The sequence below is a fragment of the Erwinia sp. QL-Z3 genome, from assembly GCF_004551645.1.
GTDB classification, from domain to species: Bacteria; Pseudomonadota; Gammaproteobacteria; order Enterobacterales; family Enterobacteriaceae; genus Erwinia; species Erwinia billingiae.
The window spans coordinates 1,605,757-1,627,982 of sequence record NZ_CP037950.1 but is presented as its reverse complement, the minus strand read 5'-3'; the positions used below and the strand labels follow the sequence as shown (position 1 = coordinate 1,627,982).

Sequence of the window (22,226 nt, the reverse complement as noted above, 5' to 3'; positions counted from 1 at the left end):
GGAAACTCCGTATAGGGTTGTTTGGGTCTTTTAATAAGGAGGGAACGCCTTTCGCGCTTACCCTGTATAAACCTTATCATATGACAGGAAATGCATTGCTTAAATTGATATATTAACAACGTGACATTGCAAAAACTGCAACGTGAAATTGAGGCCTGAATTATATGGACTTACGCGATCTGAAACTGTTCCTTCATCTGGCCGAAAGCCGGCATTTTGGCCGCAGCGCAAGGGCGATGCACGTCAGTCCTTCCACCTTATCCCGACAAATTCAGCGGCTGGAAGAAGACCTCGGCCAGGCTTTGTTCCTGCGGGATAACCGTACGGTCACCCTGACCGATGCAGGTGAGCAGCTGCGCCAGTTCGCCCAGCATACGCTGTTGCAGTATCAACATCTGCTGCATTCCATTGGGCAGAATGGTCCATCACTCAGCGGTGAGCTACGCCTTTTTTGTTCCGTGACCGCGGCGTACAGCCACTTGCCCCCGATTCTGGATCGCTTCCGTGCTGAACATCCGCTGGTAGAAATTAAGCTGACAACCGGGGATGCCGCGGACGCGGTGGAGAAAGTGCAGAGCACAGAGGCTGATATTGCCATTGCAGGACGGCCGGAAACGCTGCCGGCCAGTATTGGCTTTACGCCGATTGGGCTGATCCCGCTGGTGTTGATTGCCCCGGCGTTGCCCTGCCCGGTCCGGACTCAGGCCACAGAACCTGAGCCGGACTGGTCAGAGATCCCGTTTATTTTGCCCGATCAGGGTCCTGCCCGGCAGCGCATTGATTTATGGTTCCGCCGCCGCCGCATTCCTAATCCGTTGATTTACGCCACGGTGGCTGGTCACGAAGCGATTGTGTCGATGGTTGCGCTGGGCTGTGGCATTGCTTTGCTGCCGGATGTGGTGCTGGAGAACAGTCCGGAGTCCGTGCGCAATCGTATTCTTGAGCTGGATAACGTGGAGATGGTCGCACCGTTCGAACTGGGCGTTTGCGTACAAAAAAAGCGGCTCAATGAGCCGCTTATCGATGCGTTTTGGGCACTGATGTAACTAGCCTGCGAGGAAGAAGCTGAAGGCCGGGTTGTTACTTTCATCATGGAAATCATAGCCCAGCTCGGCCAGGTGCTCTTCAAACTGGGGCTCGCTGTCGCTGAGCTCAAAGCCTGCCAGCACCCGACCATAGTCGGTGCCGTGGCTGCGGTAATGGAACAACGAAATATTCCAGTGTGTGCCCAGCGTTTGCAGGAAGCGCAGTAATGCGCCCGGCGCTTCAGGGAACTCAAAGCTGAACAACCGCTCACGCAGCGGTTTTGAAGGGCGTCCGCCGACCATATAACGCACGTGCAGCTTGGCCATTTCATCGTCGGACAGGTCGACAACTTTATAGCCGCCCTCTTGCAACAGTTGCAGGATTTCGCTGCGCTCTTCAAGCCCACGCGTCAGCCGCACGCCAACAAAAATGCAGGCGTTATCGGCATTCGCATAGCGATAGTTAAACTCGGTGACCGAGCGACCGCCAAGCAGTTGGCAAAACTTCAGGAAGCTGCCTTTCTGCTCCGGAATGGTGACCGCCAGCAATGCCTCGCGCTGTTCACCCAACTCACAACGCTCCGAGACATATCGCAGACCGTGGAAGTTGACGTTTGCGCCAGAGAGCACGTGTGCCAGACGTTCCCCTTTGATCTGGTGCTGTTGGATATACTTTTTCATGCCGGCCAGTGCCAGCGCCCCGGAAGGCTCGGCAACGGCGCGGACATCCTCAAATAAATCCTTCATCGCCGCACATATCGCATCGCTGTCGACGGTGATGATGTCGTCGAGATACTCCTGGCACAGACGGAAGGTTTCATTGCCGATGCGTTTGACCGCCACACCTTCAGCAAAGCCCCCAACGCGGGCCAGATCGACAGGATGACCCGCGTCGAGCGCCGCCTTCAGACAGGCCGAATCTTCTGCTTCCACCGCGATCACTTTGATCTGCGGCATCAGCTGTTTAATCAGCACGGCAACACCTGCTGCCAGACCGCCGCCGCCAACGGGCACGAACACGCGGTCAAGATGCGCATCCTGCTGAAGCAGCTCCATCGCCAGCGTACCCTGTCCGGCGATCACCATCGGGTGATCGAACGGCGGCACAAAGGTGTAGCCCTTCTGCTCCGCCAGTTCGATGGCCTTGGCTTTCGCTTCGTCAAAGTTGGCACCAAACAGGTAAGCCTCACCGCCAAACGCCCGCACCGCACCCACTTTGATATCTGCGGTAGTCACTGGCATCACAATCAGGGAAGCAATCCCTAACTTTGATGCCGATAACGCCACGCCCTGAGCATGATTGCCGGCGGAGGCGGTAATCACCCCGCGCGCTTTCTGCTCTTCATTCAACGTTGCGATCATCGCGTAAGCCCCGCGCAGCTTGAAGCTGTGCACCGGCTGACGATCTTCACGCTTGACCAAAATGGTGTTGCCCAGACGGGAAGAGATCTTCTCCATCTTCTGCAACGGGGTCACCTGCGCCACTTCGTAGACCGGCGAACGGAGAACCGCCCGCAGATACTCCGCGCCGCATGGCTCGTCGGGTAACGGTTGAGACTCAGCCATCGTTGTTAGCCTCCCAGCTTGCTCTTGTCACGCACAGCGCCTTTGTCCGCACTGGTTGCCAGTAAGGCATAAGCGCGCAGGGCATAGGAAACCTCACGCACACGACCATGTGGCGTGTAGGCCTCGCTACCGCGGGCTTCTTCTTCTTCGCGACGGGCATGCAGCACGTTATCTGGCACATCAACCTTGATGCCGCGATTAGGAATATCGATATCAATGATGTCGCCGTCTCTCACCAGCGCAATGGTTCCGCCGCTGGCCGCTTCTGGTGAAGCATGGCCGATTGACAGCCCGGAAGTACCGCCGGAGAAGCGTCCATCGGTGATCAGCGCACAGCTTTTGCCGAGGCCCATCGATTTCAGATAGGTGGTCGGGTAAAGCATTTCCTGCATGCCCGGTCCGCCTTTAGGCCCTTCGTAACGGATTACAACCACATCACCGGCAACCACTTTGCCGCCCAGGATCGCCGCAACGGCATCATCCTGGCTTTCGTAAACTTTGGCCGGACCACGGAAGGTGTGGCTCTCTTTTTCCACGCCCGCCGTTTTGACGATGCAACCATCTTCAGCGAGGTTACCGTACAGCACGGCCAGACCACCGTCCTGACTGAAGGCGAATTCACGCGTACGAATACAGCCTTCTTTGCGATCGTCATCCAGCGTTTCCCAGCGGCAGTCCTGAGAGAACGCCTGCGTGGTGCGGATACCGGCCGGGCCAGCACGGAACATTTTCTTCACGTCTTCATCTTTGGTCAGCATGATGTCGTACTGATCCAGCGTTTCCTGCAGGGTCAGACCCAGCACGTTACGGACGCTTTGATCCATCAGGCCGGCACGGCTTAATTCGCCGAGGATACCGAATACGCCACCGGCGCGGTGCACATCTTCCATATGGTATTTCGGGGTGCTCGGCGCCACTTTACACAGGTGTGGCACTTTGCGTGACAGACGGTCGATATCTGACATATTGAAGTCGATATCACCTTCCAGCGCAGCGGCCAGCAGGTGCAGAACGGTGTTGGTGGAACCGCCCATGGCGATATCCAACGTCATGGCGTTCTCGAAAGCCGCTTTATTGGCGATGTTACGCGGCAGCGCGCTTTCATCATCCTGCTGATACCAGCGTTTGGTCAGTTCAACAATGCGCTTACCGGCATTCAGGAACAGGTCTTTACGGTCGGCGTGAGTCGCCAGCAGTGAACCGTTACCCGGTTGGGAAAGGCCCAGCGCTTCGGTCAGGCAGTTCATCGAGTTGGCGGTAAACATACCGGAACAGGAGCCACAGGTCGGGCACGCGGAGCGTTCGATCTGCTCGCTGTCGGCATCGCTGACGTTCGGGTTTGCGCCCTGGATCATGGCATCAACCAAATCCAGCTTGATGATTTTGTCAGAGAGCTTGGTTTTACCGGCTTCCATCGGGCCGCCAGAAACGAAGATCACGGGGATATTCAAACGCAGGGAAGCCATCAGCATCCCCGGGGTGATTTTGTCGCAGTTGGAGATACAGACCATCGCATCGGCACAGTGCGCATTCACCATGTACTCGACCGAGTCTGCAATCAATTCACGCGACGGCAGGGAGTACAGCATGCCGCCATGCCCCATCGCGATCCCATCATCCACCGCAATGGTGTTGAACTCTTTTGCCACGCCGCCGGACGCTTCAATCTGCTCAGCGACCAGTTTCCCCATGTCGCGCAGGTGAACGTGGCCCGGTACGAACTGGGTAAAGGAGTTAACTACCGCAATGATTGGCTTACCGAAATCGTCGTCGGTCATTCCAGTGGCGCGCCAGAGGGCACGGGCACCGGCCATATTGCGGCCATGTGTGGTGGTAGCGGAACGTAACTTAGGCATGCTCATACTCCAAAATCAGATAGTGCGCGGGCGTCATATGACGCCCGCTCAGGTATTTTTTTATTATGGGTTAACCGAATCCAGCCAGCCCCATTTGTCTTCTGTTTCGCCAGTGAACAGGCCGAAGAAGGCGGACTGAATGCGGGCAGTAACCGGGCCGCGCTTGCCTTCACCTACCTGGATACCGTCTACGCTGCGAACCGGTGTGATTTCAGCAGCCGTACCTGACATGAAGACTTCATCGGCCAGATACAGAGATTCACGTGACAGCACCTGCTCACGCACTTCGATACCCATGTCTTTAGCCAGCTTGATGATCGCATCACGCGTAATGCCCGGCAGCGCGGAAGAGGTGAATGGCGGGGTAAACAGAATGCCCTCTTTCACTTCGAACAGGTTCTCACCCGCACCTTCAGAGATGTAGCCCTGAGTATCCAGAGCGATACCTTCCTGATAGCCGTGGCGGCGAGCTTCGCTGCCTACCAGCAGTGAGGACAGGTAGTTACCGCCCGCTTTAGCAGCAGTTGGGATGGTGTTGGGTGCCACACGGTTCCAGGAGGACACCATGGCATCAATACCCTGCTCCAGCGCTTCAGGACCCAGGTACGCGCCCCAAGGGAACGCGGCAATGATCACATCGGTGCTGAAGCCTTCTGGCGGGTTAACACCCAGACCCACGTCGCCAACGAAGACCAGCGGACGGATATAAGCGCTTTTCAGTTTGTTGACGCGCAGAACTTCGCGGCACGCTTCCATCAGTTCATCAACGCTCTGGCTGACCGGGAAACGATAGATTTTTGCAGAGTCGTGCAGGCGCTGCATATGTTCACGATGGCGGAAGACTACCGGGCCTTTGTGCGAGTCGTAGCAGCGGACGCCTTCAAACACAGACGTACCGTAGTGCAGTGCGTGGGACATCACGCTGACCTTCGCGTCTTCCCACTTAACCATCTCGCCATTGAACCAGATAAAGTCAGCTTTCTTCGTCATTCTTATTTTCCTTTCGCGCTCAGGCGCGGATCTGTTGTGTTGTCTGTTGTTGGATCTGGACGCACGCGACATCCATCAGCTTGCTTAATTGTGTTGACAGTAAATCGACTGAGCGCTGGCTGGCAACGGTCATTTCAATATTAATGTTGTCGGTATTATTACTGGAAGCCATATTCATCGCACACACCTGAAAACCACGGTGTCTGACAACCCGCAATATCCGCTCCAGTATTTCGGGTCTGAAGCGGGCTTCGATAGACAATTGATGCTGCATCATGAGGTTTTCTCCATCATATTTTCGTTGCTGGCACCAGGTGGTACCAAAGGCCAGACGTTTTCATGCTCGTCGATGGCGACGTGGAGCATGTATGGCCCTTCACTGTGCAGCAAAGCGTCTAACGCGGCGTCGACCTGGTCTTTCCGGGTAATGCGCTGGCCAGGGATATCAAACGCGCTGGCCAGGGTCAGGAAGTCTGGATTGTCGGATAAATTGGTTTCGCTGTAGCGCTCGGAGAAGAACAGTTGCTGCCACTGGCGAACCATGCCCAAACGCTGGTTATCCATCAGCACGATTTTGACCGGCAGCTGCTTACGTTTAATGGTGCCGAGTTCCTGCACGTTCATCATGAATGAACCATCGCCGGAAACGCAGATAACGGTATCGTCCGGGCGGGCAACCTGCGCACCGACGGCGGCTGGCAGGCCAAAACCCATCGTACCCAGCCCACTGGAGGTGATGAAGTTCTCCGGGCGGTTGAAAAGCATATGCTGTGCGGCCCACATCTGATGCTGGCCCACATCAGTGGTGACGATAGCGCTGGCGGGTTTACGATCGGACAACTGCTTCAGGAACAATGGGGCAAAGATAGCTTCACCTGGATGATCGTAACGCCAGCCGTTTTCCGCTTTCATCGTGATGACGTGATCGCGCCAGGCGCTGATGTCTGCCGGATGATATAAGTCTGGCAGCATTTTATTCAGGTCGCCGCGCAATGCCACATGGGCCTGACGCAGTTTATTCAATTCAGCCGGGTCAATGTCCATATGGATCACGCTGGCATGCGGAGCGAAGGTGTTTAACTTGCCCGTCACACGGTCATCAAAGCGCGCACCGACGGCAATCAACAAATCACATTGCTGCACTGCGTAGTTAGCGGCTTTGGTACCATGCATACCTAACATGCCCAGGTAGCATGGGTCTTCGGCATCGGGCGTACCCAATCCTTTAAGCGTAGCAACAGTTGGAATACCGGTCTCTTTAACGAAAGCGCGCAGTGCGTCAACGGCGCCGGCCATGCCAACACCGCCGCCGACATAGAGGATTGGCTTCTTCGCCTGCGCCAGCATGGCTCTTGCCAGCTGCAATTCCTGATGAGGGTGCTCGGTCTCGGCTTCGACCGGCAACAGGTGAGCCGTTAACTCGCCACTCGCCAGCTGAATATCTTTAGGAATGTCGATCAGTACCGGGCCAGGACGACCAGACTGCGCGATAGCGAAAGCTTCAGCCATCACTTCTGGCAGTTCTTCCAGTGATTCCACCAGGAAGCTGTGTTTGGTGCAGGACAGGGACATTCCCAGCACGTCAATTTCCTGAAACGCATCAGTACCGATAAAGGCAGAGGAAACCTGACCGGTGATCGCTACCACAGGCACAGAATCCATCATCGCATCAGCCAGGCCGGTGATCAGGTTCGTTGCACCCGGGCCGGAAGTGGCGATACACACGCCGACTTTGCCAGTAGAACGGGCGTAGCCAATAGCGGCCATTGCTGCGCCCTGCTCATGGCGACAGAGTAGGTGTTCGACGCCACCGTCATAGAGCGCATCATAGACGGGCATAATCGCCCCACCCGGATAGCCGAAAACTGTCTCGACACCGTGCGCACGCAACGCCTGAACCACCCACTGAGCACCATTCATAGTTATTTCCCCGCCTCTGGCTGGGAACAACAGCATTTTATTCTACTGTTCATAATCTGTTCCTCTGTCATTGATAACCTGCCAAAAAAAAACCCCCGGACCTTTCGGTGCGGGGGTTCTTTCGAAATCAGGCTTGATTTTTAAGCCTTTCTTTCTCCGAGCGTAGCCCCGCACGGCGTGATAATAATCACGACGACGTTAATAATGACTAGGCTGACGACTCGTAGAAGGGCTTTCATTTGTATTCGATAATTTCGCTTGTTCGAAGTAATGCCTACAGAGTTATCACAGTTAGCTAGTCAAACTCAACTTTTTTGATCATTTTATTTTATGCTGCGCGCTGCAATATTCAAAAAAGCGATGGTTATTCAGGGAATAAGCCAGATCCTGAAAATTATTCATTACGCACCCTGCGCAATGACTACAGGTGAAAAAAACACCGTTCATATTGCGAGCCCTGTCGAACGCCACTCATAAAATCTGTCCTCAGGACGATGTTCTTTGCGAGCCCGCCCGGTAAAGCAGCCGCGGGCACTCGAAAGTGTTCCGCTGAAAAGTAAGACTGCGATAAACAAGGAGTGTCTATGTCGCTATCTCTCGCCTATACCCGAGCCGCTATTGGTATCGAGGCGCCATTGGTGTTGGTTGAAGTTCATCTCAGTAATGGCCTGCCCGCGCTTTCACTGGTGGGTCTGCCTGAAACGACGGTAAAAGAAGCCCGCGATCGGGTACGCAGTGCCATCATCAACTGTGGCTTTACCTTTCCCGCTAAACGCATCACCGTCAATCTTGCGCCAGCCGATCTTCCGAAAGAAGGAGGAAGATACGATCTTCCTATCGCAATAGCGATTCTGGCGGCCTCAGAGCAGATTCCTGCGGAGAAGTTGGGGCAATATGAATTCCTGGGAGAGTTAGCTTTAACAGGTGCTCTCCGTGGCGTACAGGGCGCTATTCCCGCAGCGCTGGCAGCCACTCAGGCACAGCGCCAGCTGATCTTGTCGAGCGATAACCTTGAAGAGGTCGGCATGATCCACGAGGCGAAAAGCTTGCTGAGCGGTCATCTATTAAACGTTTGCCATTTTCTGGCCGGCCACACAACGCTTGAAGAGGCACGATGTGAGTTACCTGAGGTAGGCTGGCAAGGAGGAGACCTCAGTGACATCGTGGGTCAGCAACAGGCGAAGCGGGCACTGGAAATTTGTGCCGCCGGTGGGCATAACCTGTTACTGATTGGGCCACCCGGCACAGGGAAGACCATGCTTGCCACCAGGCTAACCGGGTTGATGCCATCATTAAGCAATGAGGAGGCCCTGGAGAGCGCCGCCATCGCCAGCCTGGTCAGCACAGGTGTCCTGCATCAGCAATGGCGACAGCGCCCATTCCGGGCCCCTCATCACACGTCATCACGCTATGCACTGGTCGGTGGCGGTTCAATGCCAAAACCCGGCGAGATTTCGCTGGCACACAATGGCATTCTGTTTCTGGATGAGCTGCCAGAGTTTGATCGTAAAACGCTGGATGCGCTGAGAGAACCGCTGGAGTCTGGTGAGATTTGTATTTCACGCGCGCGGGCGAAAGTGACCTACCCGGCGCGCTTTCAGTTAATAGCCGCAATGAACCCCAGCCCGACGGGTCATTATCAGGGTACCCATAATCGCAGCACGCCGCAGCAGACGCTTCGCTACCTCAACAAACTGTCCGGGCCGTTCCTCGATCGTTTCGATCTGTCGCTTGAAGTCCCTCTGCTTCCACCTGGCACACTGAGCAGGCAAAACGCCAACAGTGAAAGCAGCACCACTATTCGGCTGAGGGTGATTGCGGCCCGACAACGCCAGCTTGATCGTGCCGGAAAGATTAATGCCCTTATTCAGCCCAAAGAAATTAAGCGCGATTGCCGGATAACGCAGCAGGATGCGCAGTGGCTCGAAGAGGTGTTGAATCAGTTAGGTCTGTCAGTTCGCGCCTGGCAGCGTATTCTGAAGGTTGCCCGCACGATTGCAGATTTAGGAAAGAAGGAGAGTATTCAGCGAGAGCACCTGCACGAGGCGCTAAGTTATCGGGGGATCGACAGGTTACTTAGCCATCTACAGAAAAGTCTGGAATGAAAAAGGGGCCGAAGCCCCTTTTATCTTAATCGTCGCTATCCGTGTAATCTTCCACACCTTCCATCTGTGGCTTACCGCCAGACAGGGTGTGGAAACGTTTAGGACGCTTAATCCGGCTCATGTACTTGGACCAGACGCGCTCTGCTTCAGTCTGTGGCTCACGGATGCCGCGGCACACCTCAACAAACAGACGCTCTTCTTCCGTTGCAGGCTCACGTTTTACCAGATCCAACTCGTTAAAAGCGTAACCATAACGCTCAAGAAGTTGGGCTTCTTTGATGGTGAAATCACCATGACGGGAGAATCCACGCGGATAGTGTTTGTTGTCAAAAAAACGATTAGTTGTTGCGAAGCTTTCCGCCATTCTACACGCTCCTAACTCTTCTATGGCCGTGCTATTTATGGCGCGGAGTATTAGATACGCTTGACAGAGTGTAAAACAAAACATTTAAATCATAACGACAAATGTTTTTTAGGAGATGGATGTGGATACGGAATTACTGAAGACCTTTCTTGAAGTGAGCAGAACTCGCCACTTTGGACGTGCCGCTGAAGCGCTCTATCTCACACAATCGGCCGTGAGTTTTCGCATCAGGCAGCTTGAAAATCAGCTGGGGGTGAATCTTTTTACCCGTCACCGCAATAACATACGGCTGACTTCGGCTGGTGAGCGCCTGTTGCCTTACGCCGAAAGTTTGATGAGCACATGGATGATGGCAAAGAAGGAAGTCTCGCACACCCAGCAGCATCATGAGCTGTCGATAGGGGCCAGTGCGTCGTTATGGGAGGCTTACCTCACGCCCTGGCTGCAGACACTGTATGAGAACCGTGAAAGCCTGCACCTCGAAGCGCGCGTCGCTCAGCGTCATCTGCTGGTGAAGCAATTGCATGAGCGTCAGTTGGATCTGCTGATCACCACTGAGGCACCGAAAATGGATGAGCTCACCAGCCAGCAAATTGGGCATATCTCATTAACCCTGTATCGTTCACGAAAAACGGACAAACGTGAGAAATATGACTATATCAAGCTGGAATGGGGCGCTGATTTTCACCAACATGAGAGCTATCTTGCCGGTGCAGATGACGTCCCTGTGTTAACGACCACCTCGGCCCATTTAACCCGGCAGCTGCTGCACACCACGGGAGCCTGCTCATTCTTGCCGGACATCTGGCAAAGTGAATACCCGGATCTGGTGGTGATCCCGGACACGCCAGTGGCCGTCAGACCGCTTTATGCCGTGTGGTTACAGAACAGCGATCAACAAACGCATATTCGTCAGTTGATTAAATTTCCGGTTAATACGCAGTAATTCGGGCATGAAAAGCGAACAGAATGGTCAGTTTACTGGCCATTTTTTTCATCTGAAGAGAGGGGACTGGAGGAATTTGCAGCAGAAATTGCTGTATTACAGGCAAAAAAAAATCCTTTGCCGAAGCAAAGGATCATTTTTAATGGCAGGGGCGGAGAGACTCGAACTCCCAACACCCGGTTTTGGAGACCGGTGCTCTACCAATTGAACTACGCCCCTAAAAGGGTGGCGGAACGGACGGGGCTCGAACCCGCGACCCCCTGCGTGACAGGCAGGTATTCTAACCAACTGAACTACCGCTCCACCGATTCTGTACTGACTTCAGAATGTTGCTTCTGATATCAGGTGTTTCGCCCTTTCCGTGTCACTGGAAAGGTCATGACCATAAAATGGTCTAAATTGATGCCTGGCAGTTCCCTACTCTCGCATGGGGAGACCCCACACTACCATCGGCGCTACGGCGTTTCACTTCTGAGTTCGGCATGGGGTCAGGTGGGACCACCGCGCTAAAGCCGCCAGGCAAATTCTTGTGCTCTGTCCTGTGTATTTCGCTCCGTGGCCGCGTTGGCCGCGCTTGTAAACTCAGTCACATACTTCAGTATGCTCCTTCCTTCACGGCGCTTGCCGCCTTGCCACAAAGCAAAATCCCACGGACCGGGGTCCGCAGAACAGATAATTCTTTATCCGGTTCAAGCTGAAAATCTCTGTTCGTGTCTCTCAGACACTCACCAGAACGCTTCTGGTGTTGTAAGGTTAAGCCTCACGGGTCATTAGTACCGGTTAGCTCAACGCATCGCTGCGCTTACACACCCGGCCTATCAACGTCGTAGTCTTCAACGTCCCTTCAGGGGCCTTAAAGGCCCAGGGAAGATTCATCTCGAGGCAAGTTTCGCGCTTAGATGCTTTCAGCGCTTATCTTTTCCGCACTTAGCTACCGGGCAATGCCATTGGCATGACAACCCGAACACCAGTGGTGCGTTCACTCCGGTCCTCTCGTACTAGGAGCAACCCCTCTCAATCTTCCAGCGCCCACGGCAGATAGGGACCGAACTGTCTCACGACGTTCTAAACCCAGCTCGCGTACCACTTTAAACGGCGAACAGCCGTACCCTTGGGACCTACTTCAGCCCCAGGATGTGATGAGCCGACATCGAGGTGCCAAACACCGCCGTCGATATGAACTCTTGGGCGGTATCAGCCTGTTATCCCCGGAGTACCTTTTATCCGTTGAGCGATGGCCCTTCCATTCAGAACCACCGGATCACTATGACCTGCTTTCGCACCTGCTCGAGCCGTCACTCTCGCAGTCAAGCTAGCTTATGCCATTGCACTAACCTCACGATGTCCGACCGTGATTAGCTAACCTTCGTGCTCCTCCGTTACTCTTTAGGAGGAGACCGCCCCAGTCAAACTACCCACCAGACACTGTCCCCACGCCGGATTACGGCGCCAGGTTAGAACATCAAACGTTAAAGGGTGGTATTTCAAGGTTGGCTCCACGCAGACTGGCGTCCACGCTTCAAAGCCTCCCACCTATCCTACACATCAAGGTTCAATATTCAGTGTCAAGCTATAGTAAAGGTTCACGGGGTCTTTCCGTCTTGCCGCGGGTACACTGCATCTTCACAGCGAGTTCAATTTCACTGAGTCTCGGGTGGAGACAGCCTGGCCATCATTACGCCATTCGTGCAGGTCGGAACTTACCCGACAAGGAATTTCGCTACCTTAGGACCGTTATAGTTACGGCCGCCGTTTACCGGGGCTTCGATCAAGAGCTTCTCCTTGCGGATAACCCCATCAATTAACCTTCCGGCACCGGGCAGGCGTCACACCGTATACGTCCACTTTCGTGTTTGCACAGTGCTGTGTTTTTAATAAACAGTTGCAGCCAGCTGGTATCTTCGACTGGCTTCAGCTCCGGGAGCAAGTCCCTTCACCTACGCGCCAGCGTGCCTTCTCCCGAAGTTACGGCACCATTTTGCCTAGTTCCTTCACCCGAGTTCTCTCAAGCGCCTTGGTATTCTCTACCTGACCACCTGTGTCGGTTTGGGGTACGATTCCGTGTTACCTGATGCTTAGAGGCTTTTCCTGGAAGCAGGGCATTTGTTACTTCAGCACCGTAGTGCCTCGTCATCACACCTCAGCGTTAAAAAGAGTCCGGATTTACCTAAACTCTCCGCCTACATGCTTAAACCGGGACAACCGTCGCCCGGCTAACATAGCCTTCTCCGTCCCCCCTTCGCAGTAACACCGAGTACAGGAATATTAACCTGTTTCCCATCGACTACGCCTTTCGGCCTCGCCTTAGGGGTCGACTCACCCTGCCCCGATTAACGTTGGACAGGAACCCTTGGTCTTCCGGCGAGCGGGCTTTTCACCCGCTTTATCGTTACTTATGTCAGCATTCGCACTTCTGATACCTCCAGCAGACCTCACAGTCCACCTTCGACGGCTTACAGAACGCTCCCCTACCCAACAACGCATAAGCGTCGCTGCCGCAGCTTCGGTGCATGGTTTAGCCCCGTTACATCTTCCGCGCAGGCCGACTCGACCAGTGAGCTATTACGCTTTCTTTAAATGATGGCTGCTTCTAAGCCAACATCCTGGCTGTCTGTGCCTTCCCACATCGTTTCCCACTTAACCATGACTTTGGGACCTTAGCTGGCGGTCTGGGTTGTTTCCCTCTTCACGACGGACGTTAGCACCCGCCGTGTGTCTCCCGTGATAACATTCTTCGGTATTCGCAGTTTGCATCGGGTTGGTAAGCCGGGATGGCCCCCTAGCCGAAACAGTGCTCTACCCCCGAAGATGAGTTCACGAGGCGCTACCTAAATAGCTTTCGGGGAGAACCAGCTATCTCCCGGTTTGATTGGCCTTTCACCCCCAGCCACAAGTCATCCGCTAATTTTTCAACATTAGTCGGTTCGGTCCTCCAGTTAGTGTTACCCAACCTTCAACCTGCCCATGGCTAGATCACCGGGTTTCGGGTCTATACCCTGCAACTTAACGCCCAGTTAAGACTCGGTTTCCCTTCGGCTCCCCTATACGGTTAACCTTGCTACAGAATATAAGTCGCTGACCCATTATACAAAAGGTACGCAGTCACACCACGAAGGTGCTCCCACTGCTTGTACGTACACGGTTTCAGGTTCTGTTTCACTCCCCTCGCCGGGGTTCTTTTCGCCTTTCCCTCACGGTACTGGTTCACTATCGGTCAGTCAGGAGTATTTAGCCTTGGAGGATGGTCCCCCCATATTCAGACAGGATGTCACGTGTCCCGCCCTACTCATCGAACTCACAATAAGTGCATTTTTGTGTACGGGAGTATCACCCTGTACCCTGCGACTTTCCAGACGCTTCCACTAATGCACAAACTGATTCAGGTTCTGGGCTGTTCCCCGTTCGCTCGCCGCTACTGGGGGAATCTCGGTTGATTTCTTTTCCTCTGGGTACTTAGATGTTTCAGTTCCCCAGGTTCGCCTTGCAACACTATGTATTCATGTTGCAATGATGCACCAAAGTGCACCGGGTTTCCCCATTCGGGTATCGTCGGTTATTGCGGTTCATATCACCTTACCGACGCTTATCGCAGATTAGCACGCCCTTCATCGCCTCTGACTGCCTAGGCATCCACCGTGTACGCTTAGTCACTTAACCTCACAACCCACAAGCGTCCCGAAAGACACTGCTGTTGTAAGCATTTGAGAGACTCGAACATATCGTTGATTTCATTCTTATTACGGAGAATGAAAACGACATGTCGTTTCAATTTTCAGCTTGTTCCGGATTGTTAAAGAGCATAATACTTCGCAGCACACCGTTGCCGGTACGCTCTGAAGTATTGTCAGAAAACTGCATGGTGGAGCTAAGCGGGATCGAACCGCTGACCTCCTGCGTGCAAGGCAGGCGCTCTCCCAGCTGAGCTATAGCCCCATACAGTTACTGCAGAGACCATCTACTACCACTCAACGTGAGTTCATCAGCCACCGTCAGGCGACAAATGTTAATTTTTGCTCAGGCAAGGCATGTTTTCGCGCCGCATAGTTCACTATGCAAGCCGGAAACATAACGCAGCATGAGTGAAAATTTGGTAGGCCTGAGTGGACTTGAACCACCGACCTCACCCTTATCAGGGGTGCGCTCTAACCACCTGAGCTACAAGCCTGTAGAGGTTTTTTCTGCTCGTTACTTTTCTATCAGACAATCTGTTGTGGACACTACGCGGGAGAGTATCTTCAGGTAAGGAGGTGATCCAACCGCAGGTTCCCCTACGGTTACCTTGTTACGACTTCACCCCAGTCATGAATCACAAAGTGGTAAGCGCCCTCCCGAAGGTTAAGCTACCTACTTCTTTTGCAACCCACTCCCATGGTGTGACGGGCGGTGTGTACAAGGCCCGGGAACGTATTCACCGTAGCATTCTGATCTACGATTACTAGCGATTCCGACTTCACGGAGTCGAGTTGCAGACTCCGATCCGGACTACGACGCACTTTGTGAGGTCCGCTTGCTCTCGCGAGTTCGCTTCTCTTTGTATGCGCCATTGTAGCACGTGTGTAGCCCTGGCCGTAAGGGCCATGATGACTTGACGTCATCCCCACCTTCCTCCGGTTTGTCACCGGCAGTCTCCTTTGAGTTCCCGACATTACTCGCTGGCAACAAAGGATAAGGGTTGCGCTCGTTGCGGGACTTAACCCAACATTTCACAACACGAGCTGACGACAGCCATGCAGCACCTGTCTCACGGTTCCCGAAGGCACTAAGGCATCTCTGCCGAATTCCGTGGATGTCAAGGCCAGGTAAGGTTCTTCGCGTTGCATCGAATTAAACCACATGCTCCACCGCTTGTGCGGGCCCCCGTCAATTCATTTGAGTTTTAACCTTGCGGCCGTACTCCCCAGGCGGTCGACTTAACGCGTTAGCTCCGGAAGCCACGCCTCAAGGGCACAACCTCCAAGTCGACATCGTTTACGGCGTGGACTACCAGGGTATCTAATCCTGTTTGCTCCCCACGCTTTCGCACCTGAGCGTCAGTCTTTGTCCAGGGGGCCGCCTTCGCCACCGGTATTCCTCCAGATCTCTACGCATTTCACCGCTACACCTGGAATTCTACCCCCCTCTACAAGACTCTAGCCTGCCAGTTTCAAATGCAGTTCCCAGGTTAAGCCCGGGGATTTCACATCTGACTTGACAGACCGCCTGCGTGCGCTTTACGCCCAGTAATTCCGATTAACGCTTGCACCCTCCGTATTACCGCGGCTGCTGGCACGGAGTTAGCCGGTGCTTCTTCTGCGGGTAACGTCAATCGACAAGGTTATTAACCTTATCGCCTTCCTCCCCGCTGAAAGTACTTTACAACCCGAAGGCCTTCTTCATACACGCGGCATGGCTGCATCAGGCTTGCGCCCATTGTGCAATATTCCCCACTGCTGCCTCCCGTAGGAGTCTGGACCGTGTCTCAGTTCCAGTGTGGCTGGTCATCCTCTCAGACCAGCTAGGGATCGTCGCCTAGGTGAGCCATTACCCCACCTACTAGCTAATCCCATCTGGGCACATCCGATGGTGTGAGGCCCGAAGGTCCCCCACTTTGGTCCGAAGACGTTATGCGGTATTAGCTACCGTTTCCAGTAGTTATCCCCCTCCATCAGGCAGTTTCCCAGACATTACTCACCCGTCCGCCACTCGTCACCCGAGAGCAAGCTCTCTGTGCTACCGTTCGACTTGCATGTGTTAGGCCTGCCGCCAGCGTTCAATCTGAGCCATGATCAAACTCTTCAATTAAAAGTTCGATTTGCTGAAACAAGTTCAGCGGTGCTCAAGTGTAAAACGTCATAATGAATTTCATTATGTGTTCACTCTTAAGGCTTGATATTTTTTTTGCGCCTTGCGGCGCTGATATCAATCCTGCGAGTGCCCACACAGATTGTCTGATAAATTGTTAAAGAGCAGTGCCACATAATCTCGTGTGGCGCGGGGTGCAGATATTACGCTTTCCCGCTGAAGAGTCAAGGAATTTTCTCACTTTTCTCTTCCTGACCCGGCGACCTGTAAGTCGTTGTTCCGTGTCAGTGGAGGCGCAGTATAGGGATTTTCTGGAGTCTGACAAGCGCTAAATGCAAAAAACTTTTCAACCGATTATTTTTCACTCACAAACCGACTAAAGTGCCAGTTTTTCGAGCTTTTCGAAGCCATAACGCTTCAAAACGGGCATTAATTGTACTGCCTGCTCGGTGATGTCCATGCAGAAAGCGATATTGCTGTCGGCAGAAAAAGCTGCAGGGGATTCATTTTCTAATAACCAGGCCGTACGACGCGCTATCGCCGCGCCTGAATCCACTAAACGCGTCCCTTCCGGCAATACCTGCTGTAACTCCTCATTTAACAGAGGAAAGTGGGTACAGCCCAGCACGACGGTATCCGGCGGTTCTTTCATTCGCAGCCACGGCTGCAAAATGCGGCGAACCTCTTCCAGCGGAACGGGCTTGCCTTGCAGCTTCGCTTCAGCCAGCTCAACCAGCTCTGCCGATCCCAACATTTCCGTTTTACATTCACTGGCAAAACGCGCCACCAGCTCGTGAGTATAAGGACGCTTAACCGTACCTCGCGTCGCCAGTAATCCGACGATGCCATTACGGGTCAAGCGGGCAGCCGGTTTAATCGCGGGCACAACGCCAACAACAGGGAAGTCAAAACGGGCACGAAGTGCTGGGAGGGTAACGGTACTGGCAGAGTTACAGGCTATCACCACTAACGCCAGCGGGTAGCGACGGGTGACAGCCTCGACGATATCGACAACGCGATGAACGATGAACTCTTCAGACTTTTCACCATAAGGAAAGGCCACGTTATCGAAGGCATAAAGGTAGTGGAGCTCCGGCATCAGCTGCCGGAGCTCTTCATAGACTGAAAGCCCACCGACGCCGGAGTCAAAAACCAGCACGGTAGGACGCTCTTTAGAAGGTGTAGCTGCCGCTGAGGTAATACTCCCTTCCTGGAGTTTGATAGCCATAAACTGTCTCGTAATCTTTATCGAACAGGTTGGCTATTCTACCACGAACGGTCAGCTGAGACGTGACCGGATACGAAACGGCGAGATCCCACAGGCTCACGCCACCCAGTTTGACGGTGCGGGTAGTATAAGAGGTATTGAAGTCCTTATCGTAACGCTCGCCCAGGTATTGATAGCTGAGTGACCAGTCAAAATCATAAATCGTGTAATCCAGCTGGTACTTAACCTGCTGCTTAGCACGACGAACAAGGATTTCGTTGGTATTGCCGTCACGCGGCTCCACATAGTCATAAGAAACGGTATGGCTCAGTGGGCCGGTATCGAATGACGCGGTAGCCTCTACACCTTTAATAGTGGCTTTATCGATATTGTAATAACGGAACGTGGTTGGATCGCTGTCAATCAGGTTATCAATGTCGTTGCGATAACCCGACAGGCGCCAGTTAACCGGACCGGTCAGCCCTTCGAAGCCTCCTTCCCACTGCTTGCTTTTTTCCGGGTCCAGATCGCGGTTACCATAGACTCCACTGTATAACTGGCTCAGATTTGGTGCCTTAAACGCGGTACCGTAAGAGGCGAAGACGCTGTAACCATCAACAAACTCCCACGCGGCACTGGTTTGCCAGGTGTTATGCCAGCCGAAGGTATTGTTGTCATCGCCACGAACTGCCCCTTCCAGCGTGACGCTGCCCAGCTTTTGTTGTGCCGTGGCATACACGCCGGTGTTACGTTGTTCCTGCCCTTCAGTAACAGTACTGGTGTTCGGCTCTGACGTTTGCTTCTGCCAGTCCACGCCGGCGCTGACGGTGCCGTAACCGACAGCAACGGTGTTACCCCATTGCAGGTTGTACTGCTCAACATCATCCAGCGTGGCGGGATCGGCATAACGTCCCAGACGCGGATCGTAATTGTAATCCTTGGTATGGCTGTAGCTGGCAATCAGCTGAGTGGAATAGATGTCACGGTTAAAGCGCAGCCCGGTATCCCACGTCTGGCTGTAAAGCTGACGGGTATCAACCAGTGCGCCGGGAACGTTATAACTGAGGCTGCTATCGTACGCGGTGCGGTTGTCGTAGCCATAGCCACGCACAAAACCGCTCAGCTCGTCACTAAACTGTTGTTCTACCGAGCCGTAGAGGGATTTACTCATAAATCCATCACGATCTTTCTGTGCCGGGTCACCGTAGACATCAGGATAGTTGGCAACCACGTCATAACCCTTGGTATAGGTATAGTTACCTGCCAGGGTCACCCGGGTGTTCGGTCCAAGCATCTGCTGGGTCGAACCATCATAAGACTGATAGCCATTCGAGCCGACGCCGGCAGTAAGCGTCGTACCTGGCTTGCTGCGGCCGGTAATAATGTTAACCACACCGCCAATCGCATCTGAACCGTATACGGCAGAACGCGCGCCACGGACATATTCAATACGCTGGACAAGTGAAATGGGGATCTGGCTGAGGTCGGAAGAGCCGCTGATACCGGCCTGGTTCAGACGGACACCATCAATCAGCACCAGCACATGGCGGGATTCGGTACCACGGATAAACAACGAGCTCTGCTGTCCCAGGCCCCCGTATTGCGCGATATCAACACCAGGGAGACGACGCATCACATCCGCAACGCTTTTGGACTGCCAACGGTCAATTTCTTCCCGGGTGACAACCGTAGTCGGAGCTAATACCGAAGAAACAGGCTGCGCAAAGCGATTCGCCGTGGTGACCAGCGTATTATCCGCATCCTGTGCAAAGCCATTTTGCGCCCAGAGGGAAATCGCCGTTGCGCTAAAAGCCAACAGTGGGGTTTTATTAATTATCATTTTTGACAAAGCATCCATAAATTCATGCAGGATGCCGCAGGCCTGCGACCGATAGCACGCGATGGTCACAGGAATTGCGACGTAATACCGGCAGGTCTTCGGGCTCGGAATCATAAATGGCGAAGACTTCCCATCCGGAGACAGTGTCTGAATTACGTTCGCCAAGACATTCCCTACCGCTGCGCGTCAGCTCCAGCTTGGTACTGGATTCCCTTTTAACTGTTTGAAAGGCCGGAAATCGCATCTTATGTTCAACAATGAGAGAAGTCCAGATATCCAGACATCCAAAACCCAGCGAAACTGCACAATACTGGACATTGAGTGCCAGATGCCTACAATCGCCCGGCAATAAAAGCCCTTCAACCCAGGAAAACGCATGACGCCCGAACAGCTGCCCATTGAACACTATGATGCCCAACTTGAGGAAAAGGTTACCCGTCTGCAGACGTTGATGACCCCGTTTGCGGCTCCGGAAGTTGACGTATTTCGTTCACCGGTCAGCCATTACCGTATGCGCGCGGAGTTTCGTCTCTGGCATGAAGGGGATGACCTGTATCACATCATCTTTGATCAACAGACCCGCGAGCGGATTCGGGTTGACAGCTTCCCGGCGGCCAGCCAGTTAATCAATGCGCTGATGCCACGCCTGATTGCCGCCGTTCGCGATAACAAAACGCTGCGCCACAAGCTTTTCCAGGTCGATTATCTGTCCACGCTGAGCAACCAGATCGTGGTTTCAATGCTGTATCACCGTGCTCTGACCGAAGAGTGGCAGCAGGAAGCGGAAGCCCTGCGGGATGCGCTGCGGGCAGAAGGCTTTGACGTACAGCTGATTGGTCGCGCCACCAAGACCAAAATCTGCCTGGATCGCGATTACGTTGATGAGTGTTTACCGGTTGCCGGAAAAGACATTATCTATCGTCAGGTCGAAAACAGCTTCACCCAGCCGAATGCGGCGATGAATATTCAGATGCTGGAGTGGGCGCTGGAAGTCACCAAAGATTCATCCGGGGATTTGCTGGAGCTGTATTGCGGTAACGGCAATTTCTCGCTGGCGCTGGCCCGCAACTTTAACCGCGTGCTGGCGACTGAAATCGCGAAACCGTCGGTGGCCTCAGCTCAGTACAATATTGCGGTGAACAATATTGATAACGTGCAGATCATCCGCATGTCAGCGGAAGAGTTTACCGAAGCAATGAAAGGGAAGCGCCAGTTCAGGCGTCTGGAAGGCATCGATTTGCAGAGCTATCAGTGCGAGACGATCTTCGTCGATCCGCCGCGCAGTGGGCTGGATGCCGATACGGTGAAAATGGTGCAGGCTTACCCGCGCATCCTTTATATCTCCTGCAACCCGCAAACGCTGTGCGAAAACCTGGCCACACTGTCAGAAACGCACACGGTTGAGAAGCTGGCGCTGTTCGATCAGTTCCCGTATACCCACCATATGGAGTGCGGCGTTCTGCTGACCCGACGCTAAAAGGTTGGGCGACCTCAGTCGCCCATTTTACTCCTGGCTTTTGCGCGTACGCAGCTTCAGCCCAATCCAGAACACCAGCGCTACCATCAGGATGGTCGGGATAAAGTTAGAGCCGATTTCCGGGTATTCCGCGCGCACAATGGCGCTGTAAAGCAGGATACCAAGCAGAAAAAAAGCGGCGGCCAGTGAAGGCATGCCATCCGGCATTGAGCGGTTAAGATAGCGTTGATGCAGGCACCAGGCCGCCAGGCCAAGCGCGATAAGCGGAAAAATTGAGAACGGCACAAGGGAACTGAATAACACCGAAAACGTCCCGTTGATCGACAAACCGGTAAGAAATGCCAGCAACAGCGTACCTCTGTCACGGCCAGGCGCTAAACTCATGTCACTTTCCTTTAGTCATGGGATTCCAGCGTTACCGCCAGCCTCTCCTGTTCACGACGATACCAGTAATAAGCCCCTTTCGAAATCATCCGCAGCTGCAACACCAGCCGTTCTTCCAGCTGACGGCGCTGATCGATATCGATATCCAGCGCTTCTGCACCGGCGTTAAACACGATAATGACCATGGCTTCCGCCTGCGCTTCAGTGAAGCTGCGCGGCATGCGGTTTTCAATCTCAAGGTAGTCCGCCAGTTCGGCGATAAAATGCTGAATTTCCCGGGCCACCGCGGCACGAAACGCCGCCGAAGTCCCGGAACGTTCCCGCAGCAACAGGCGGAATGCGTTGGGATTGTTGCCAATAAACTCCATAAACGTGGAGACCGAGGTGCGAATGACGCTGCCCCCTTTGGCGATGCGTTGACGCGCCTGGCGCATCAGCTGGCGTAGCATCAGACCACTTTCATCTACCATGGTTAGCCCTAACTCATCTACATCACGGAAATGACGATAGAATGACGTCGGTGCGATCCCCGCTTCCCTGGCGACTTCTCTCAGACTCAGGCTGGCAAAACTCCGCTCGGCACTTAGTTGACTAAATGCCGCTTCAATCAGCGAACGTCTTGTCCGTTCTTTCTGCTGTGCTCTGACGCCCATGGTAGTCATGTTTGTGCCTGTTTTACTTAGCTGATCGGCACTATAACAAAAATTTCAGCGTACAGTGGCATCTAGTTTGTGAGCGCCTGTTAACCCCACGCTTTGACAAATG

General features: G+C 53.8%; 15 protein-coding genes, 4 tRNA genes, 3 rRNA genes and 1 riboswitch. Of the genes, 4 read left to right on the top strand and 18 right to left on the bottom strand.

Annotated elements, in window-relative coordinates; all coding sequences use genetic code 11:
• Nucleotides 1-164: 164 nt before the first annotated feature.
• A complete protein-coding gene (gene ilvY / locus E2F51_RS08130; protein ID WP_013200226.1) occupies nucleotides 165-1,046 on the top strand; it encodes an HTH-type transcriptional activator IlvY in 882 nt (293 codons plus the stop codon).
• On the opposite strand, the gene ilvA is transcribed toward ilvY, so the two are convergent.
• The 6 genes from ilvA to ilvL all read right to left on the bottom strand — a co-directional run bounded on the left by ilvA (nucleotide 1,047) and on the right by ilvL (nucleotide 7,596).
• Nucleotides 1,047-2,591, bottom strand: a complete 1,545-nt coding sequence (gene ilvA, locus E2F51_RS08125) for a threonine ammonia-lyase, biosynthetic (protein WP_134823176.1) — start codon at nucleotides 2,589-2,591, stop codon at nucleotides 1,047-1,049.
• 5 nt (nucleotides 2,592-2,596) lie between these two features.
• Nucleotides 2,597-4,447, bottom strand: a complete 1,851-nt coding sequence (ilvD, locus tag E2F51_RS08120; RefSeq protein WP_013200224.1) for a dihydroxy-acid dehydratase — start codon at nucleotides 4,445-4,447, stop codon at nucleotides 2,597-2,599.
• A gap of 63 nt (nucleotides 4,448-4,510) precedes the next feature.
• A complete protein-coding gene (locus E2F51_RS08115; protein WP_013200223.1) occupies nucleotides 4,511-5,437 on the bottom strand; it encodes a branched-chain amino acid transaminase in 927 nt (308 codons plus the stop codon).
• Nucleotides 5,438-5,456: 19 nt separating this feature from the next.
• Complete coding sequence (ilvM, locus tag E2F51_RS08110; RefSeq protein ID WP_041691853.1) at nucleotides 5,457-5,714, bottom strand: acetolactate synthase 2 small subunit; 258 nt, start codon at nucleotides 5,712-5,714, stop codon at nucleotides 5,457-5,459.
• Nucleotides 5,711-7,357, bottom strand: coding sequence for an acetolactate synthase 2 catalytic subunit (ilvG, locus tag E2F51_RS08105; protein ID WP_134823175.1), 1,647 nt, complete (start codon nucleotides 7,355-7,357; stop codon nucleotides 5,711-5,713). Before ilvG ends, ilvM begins: the two co-directional genes overlap by 4 nt.
• Before the next feature lie 140 nt (nucleotides 7,358-7,497).
• Nucleotides 7,498-7,596 carry an ilv operon leader peptide gene (gene ilvL, locus E2F51_RS08100; RefSeq protein ID WP_071822090.1) on the bottom strand — a complete coding sequence of 33 codons (99 nt, stop codon included), beginning with the start codon at nucleotides 7,594-7,596 and terminating at the stop codon, nucleotides 7,498-7,500.
• Between the two features lie 345 nt (nucleotides 7,597-7,941).
• Here ilvL and E2F51_RS08095 point away from each other — a divergent pair, with 345 nt between their 5' ends.
• Complete coding sequence (locus E2F51_RS08095) at nucleotides 7,942-9,462, top strand: YifB family Mg chelatase-like AAA ATPase (protein WP_134823174.1); 1,521 nt, start codon at nucleotides 7,942-7,944, stop codon at nucleotides 9,460-9,462.
• Nucleotides 9,463-9,487: 25 nt separating this feature from the next.
• On the opposite strand, the gene E2F51_RS08090 is transcribed toward E2F51_RS08095, so the two are convergent.
• The gene (locus tag E2F51_RS08090) at nucleotides 9,488-9,826 is read right to left on the bottom strand and encodes a DUF413 domain-containing protein (RefSeq protein WP_013200220.1); all 339 of its coding nucleotides are present in this window, start codon (nucleotides 9,824-9,826) and stop codon (nucleotides 9,488-9,490) included.
• A 121-nt stretch (nucleotides 9,827-9,947) separates the two neighbouring features.
• Between E2F51_RS08090 and hdfR the strand changes: the two genes are divergently transcribed.
• Nucleotides 9,948-10,772 carry an HTH-type transcriptional regulator HdfR gene (hdfR, locus tag E2F51_RS08085; protein WP_041692181.1) on the top strand — a complete coding sequence of 275 codons (825 nt, stop codon included), beginning with the start codon at nucleotides 9,948-9,950 and terminating at the stop codon, nucleotides 10,770-10,772.
• A 143-nt stretch (nucleotides 10,773-10,915) separates the two neighbouring features.
• On the opposite strand, the gene E2F51_RS08080 is transcribed toward hdfR, so the two are convergent.
• The 9 genes from E2F51_RS08080 to btuB all read right to left on the bottom strand — a co-directional run bounded on the left by E2F51_RS08080 (nucleotide 10,916) and on the right by btuB (nucleotide 19,600).
• Nucleotides 10,916-10,991: transfer RNA gene (locus E2F51_RS08080), tRNA-Trp, on the bottom strand.
• Between the two features lie 7 nt (nucleotides 10,992-10,998).
• Nucleotides 10,999-11,075 (bottom strand) — tRNA-Asp (locus E2F51_RS08075).
• Nucleotides 11,076-11,176: 101 nt separating this feature from the next.
• Nucleotides 11,177-11,292 (bottom strand): 5S ribosomal RNA (gene rrf / locus E2F51_RS08070).
• A gap of 229 nt (nucleotides 11,293-11,521) precedes the next feature.
• Nucleotides 11,522-14,429: ribosomal RNA gene (locus E2F51_RS08065) — 23S ribosomal RNA — on the bottom strand.
• Nucleotides 14,430-14,629: 200 nt separating this feature from the next.
• Nucleotides 14,630-14,705, bottom strand: a tRNA-Ala gene (locus E2F51_RS08060).
• Nucleotides 14,706-14,860: 155 nt separating this feature from the next.
• A tRNA-Ile gene (locus E2F51_RS08055) sits at nucleotides 14,861-14,937 on the bottom strand.
• A gap of 75 nt (nucleotides 14,938-15,012) precedes the next feature.
• Nucleotides 15,013-16,553 (bottom strand): 16S ribosomal RNA (locus E2F51_RS08050).
• Together the 16S, 23S and 5S rRNA genes with 4 tRNA genes alongside form the textbook arrangement of a ribosomal RNA operon.
• Nucleotides 16,554-16,929: 376 nt before the next feature.
• Complete coding sequence (gene murI / locus E2F51_RS08045) at nucleotides 16,930-17,781, bottom strand: glutamate racemase (protein ID WP_134823173.1); 852 nt, start codon at nucleotides 17,779-17,781, stop codon at nucleotides 16,930-16,932.
• A complete protein-coding gene (gene btuB / locus E2F51_RS08040) occupies nucleotides 17,726-19,600 on the bottom strand; it encodes a TonB-dependent vitamin B12 receptor BtuB (protein WP_134823172.1) in 1,875 nt (624 codons plus the stop codon). The genes murI and btuB overlap by 56 nt, the downstream gene beginning before the upstream one ends.
• Nucleotides 19,601-19,671: 71 nt before the next feature.
• A riboswitch (cobalamin riboswitch) is annotated at nucleotides 19,672-19,851 on the bottom strand.
• Nucleotides 19,852-19,976: 125 nt separating this feature from the next.
• Between btuB and trmA the strand changes: the two genes are divergently transcribed.
• On the top strand, nucleotides 19,977-21,077 hold the full coding sequence (trmA, locus tag E2F51_RS08035) for a tRNA (uridine(54)-C5)-methyltransferase TrmA (RefSeq protein WP_134823171.1): 1,101 nt from the start codon (nucleotides 19,977-19,979) through the stop codon (nucleotides 21,075-21,077).
• Nucleotides 21,078-21,104: 27 nt separating this feature from the next.
• On the opposite strand, the gene E2F51_RS08030 is transcribed toward trmA, so the two are convergent.
• Both E2F51_RS08030 and fabR read right to left on the bottom strand, forming a co-directional pair.
• Nucleotides 21,105-21,461 carry a YijD family membrane protein gene (locus E2F51_RS08030; RefSeq protein WP_013200215.1) on the bottom strand — a complete coding sequence of 119 codons (357 nt, stop codon included), beginning with the start codon at nucleotides 21,459-21,461 and terminating at the stop codon, nucleotides 21,105-21,107.
• 11 nt (nucleotides 21,462-21,472) lie between these two features.
• Nucleotides 21,473-22,114: an HTH-type transcriptional repressor FabR gene (gene fabR, locus E2F51_RS08025; RefSeq protein ID WP_041692180.1), complete on the bottom strand. Its 642-nt coding sequence runs from the start codon at nucleotides 22,112-22,114 to the stop codon at nucleotides 21,473-21,475.
• Nucleotides 22,115-22,226 lie beyond the last annotated feature (112 nt).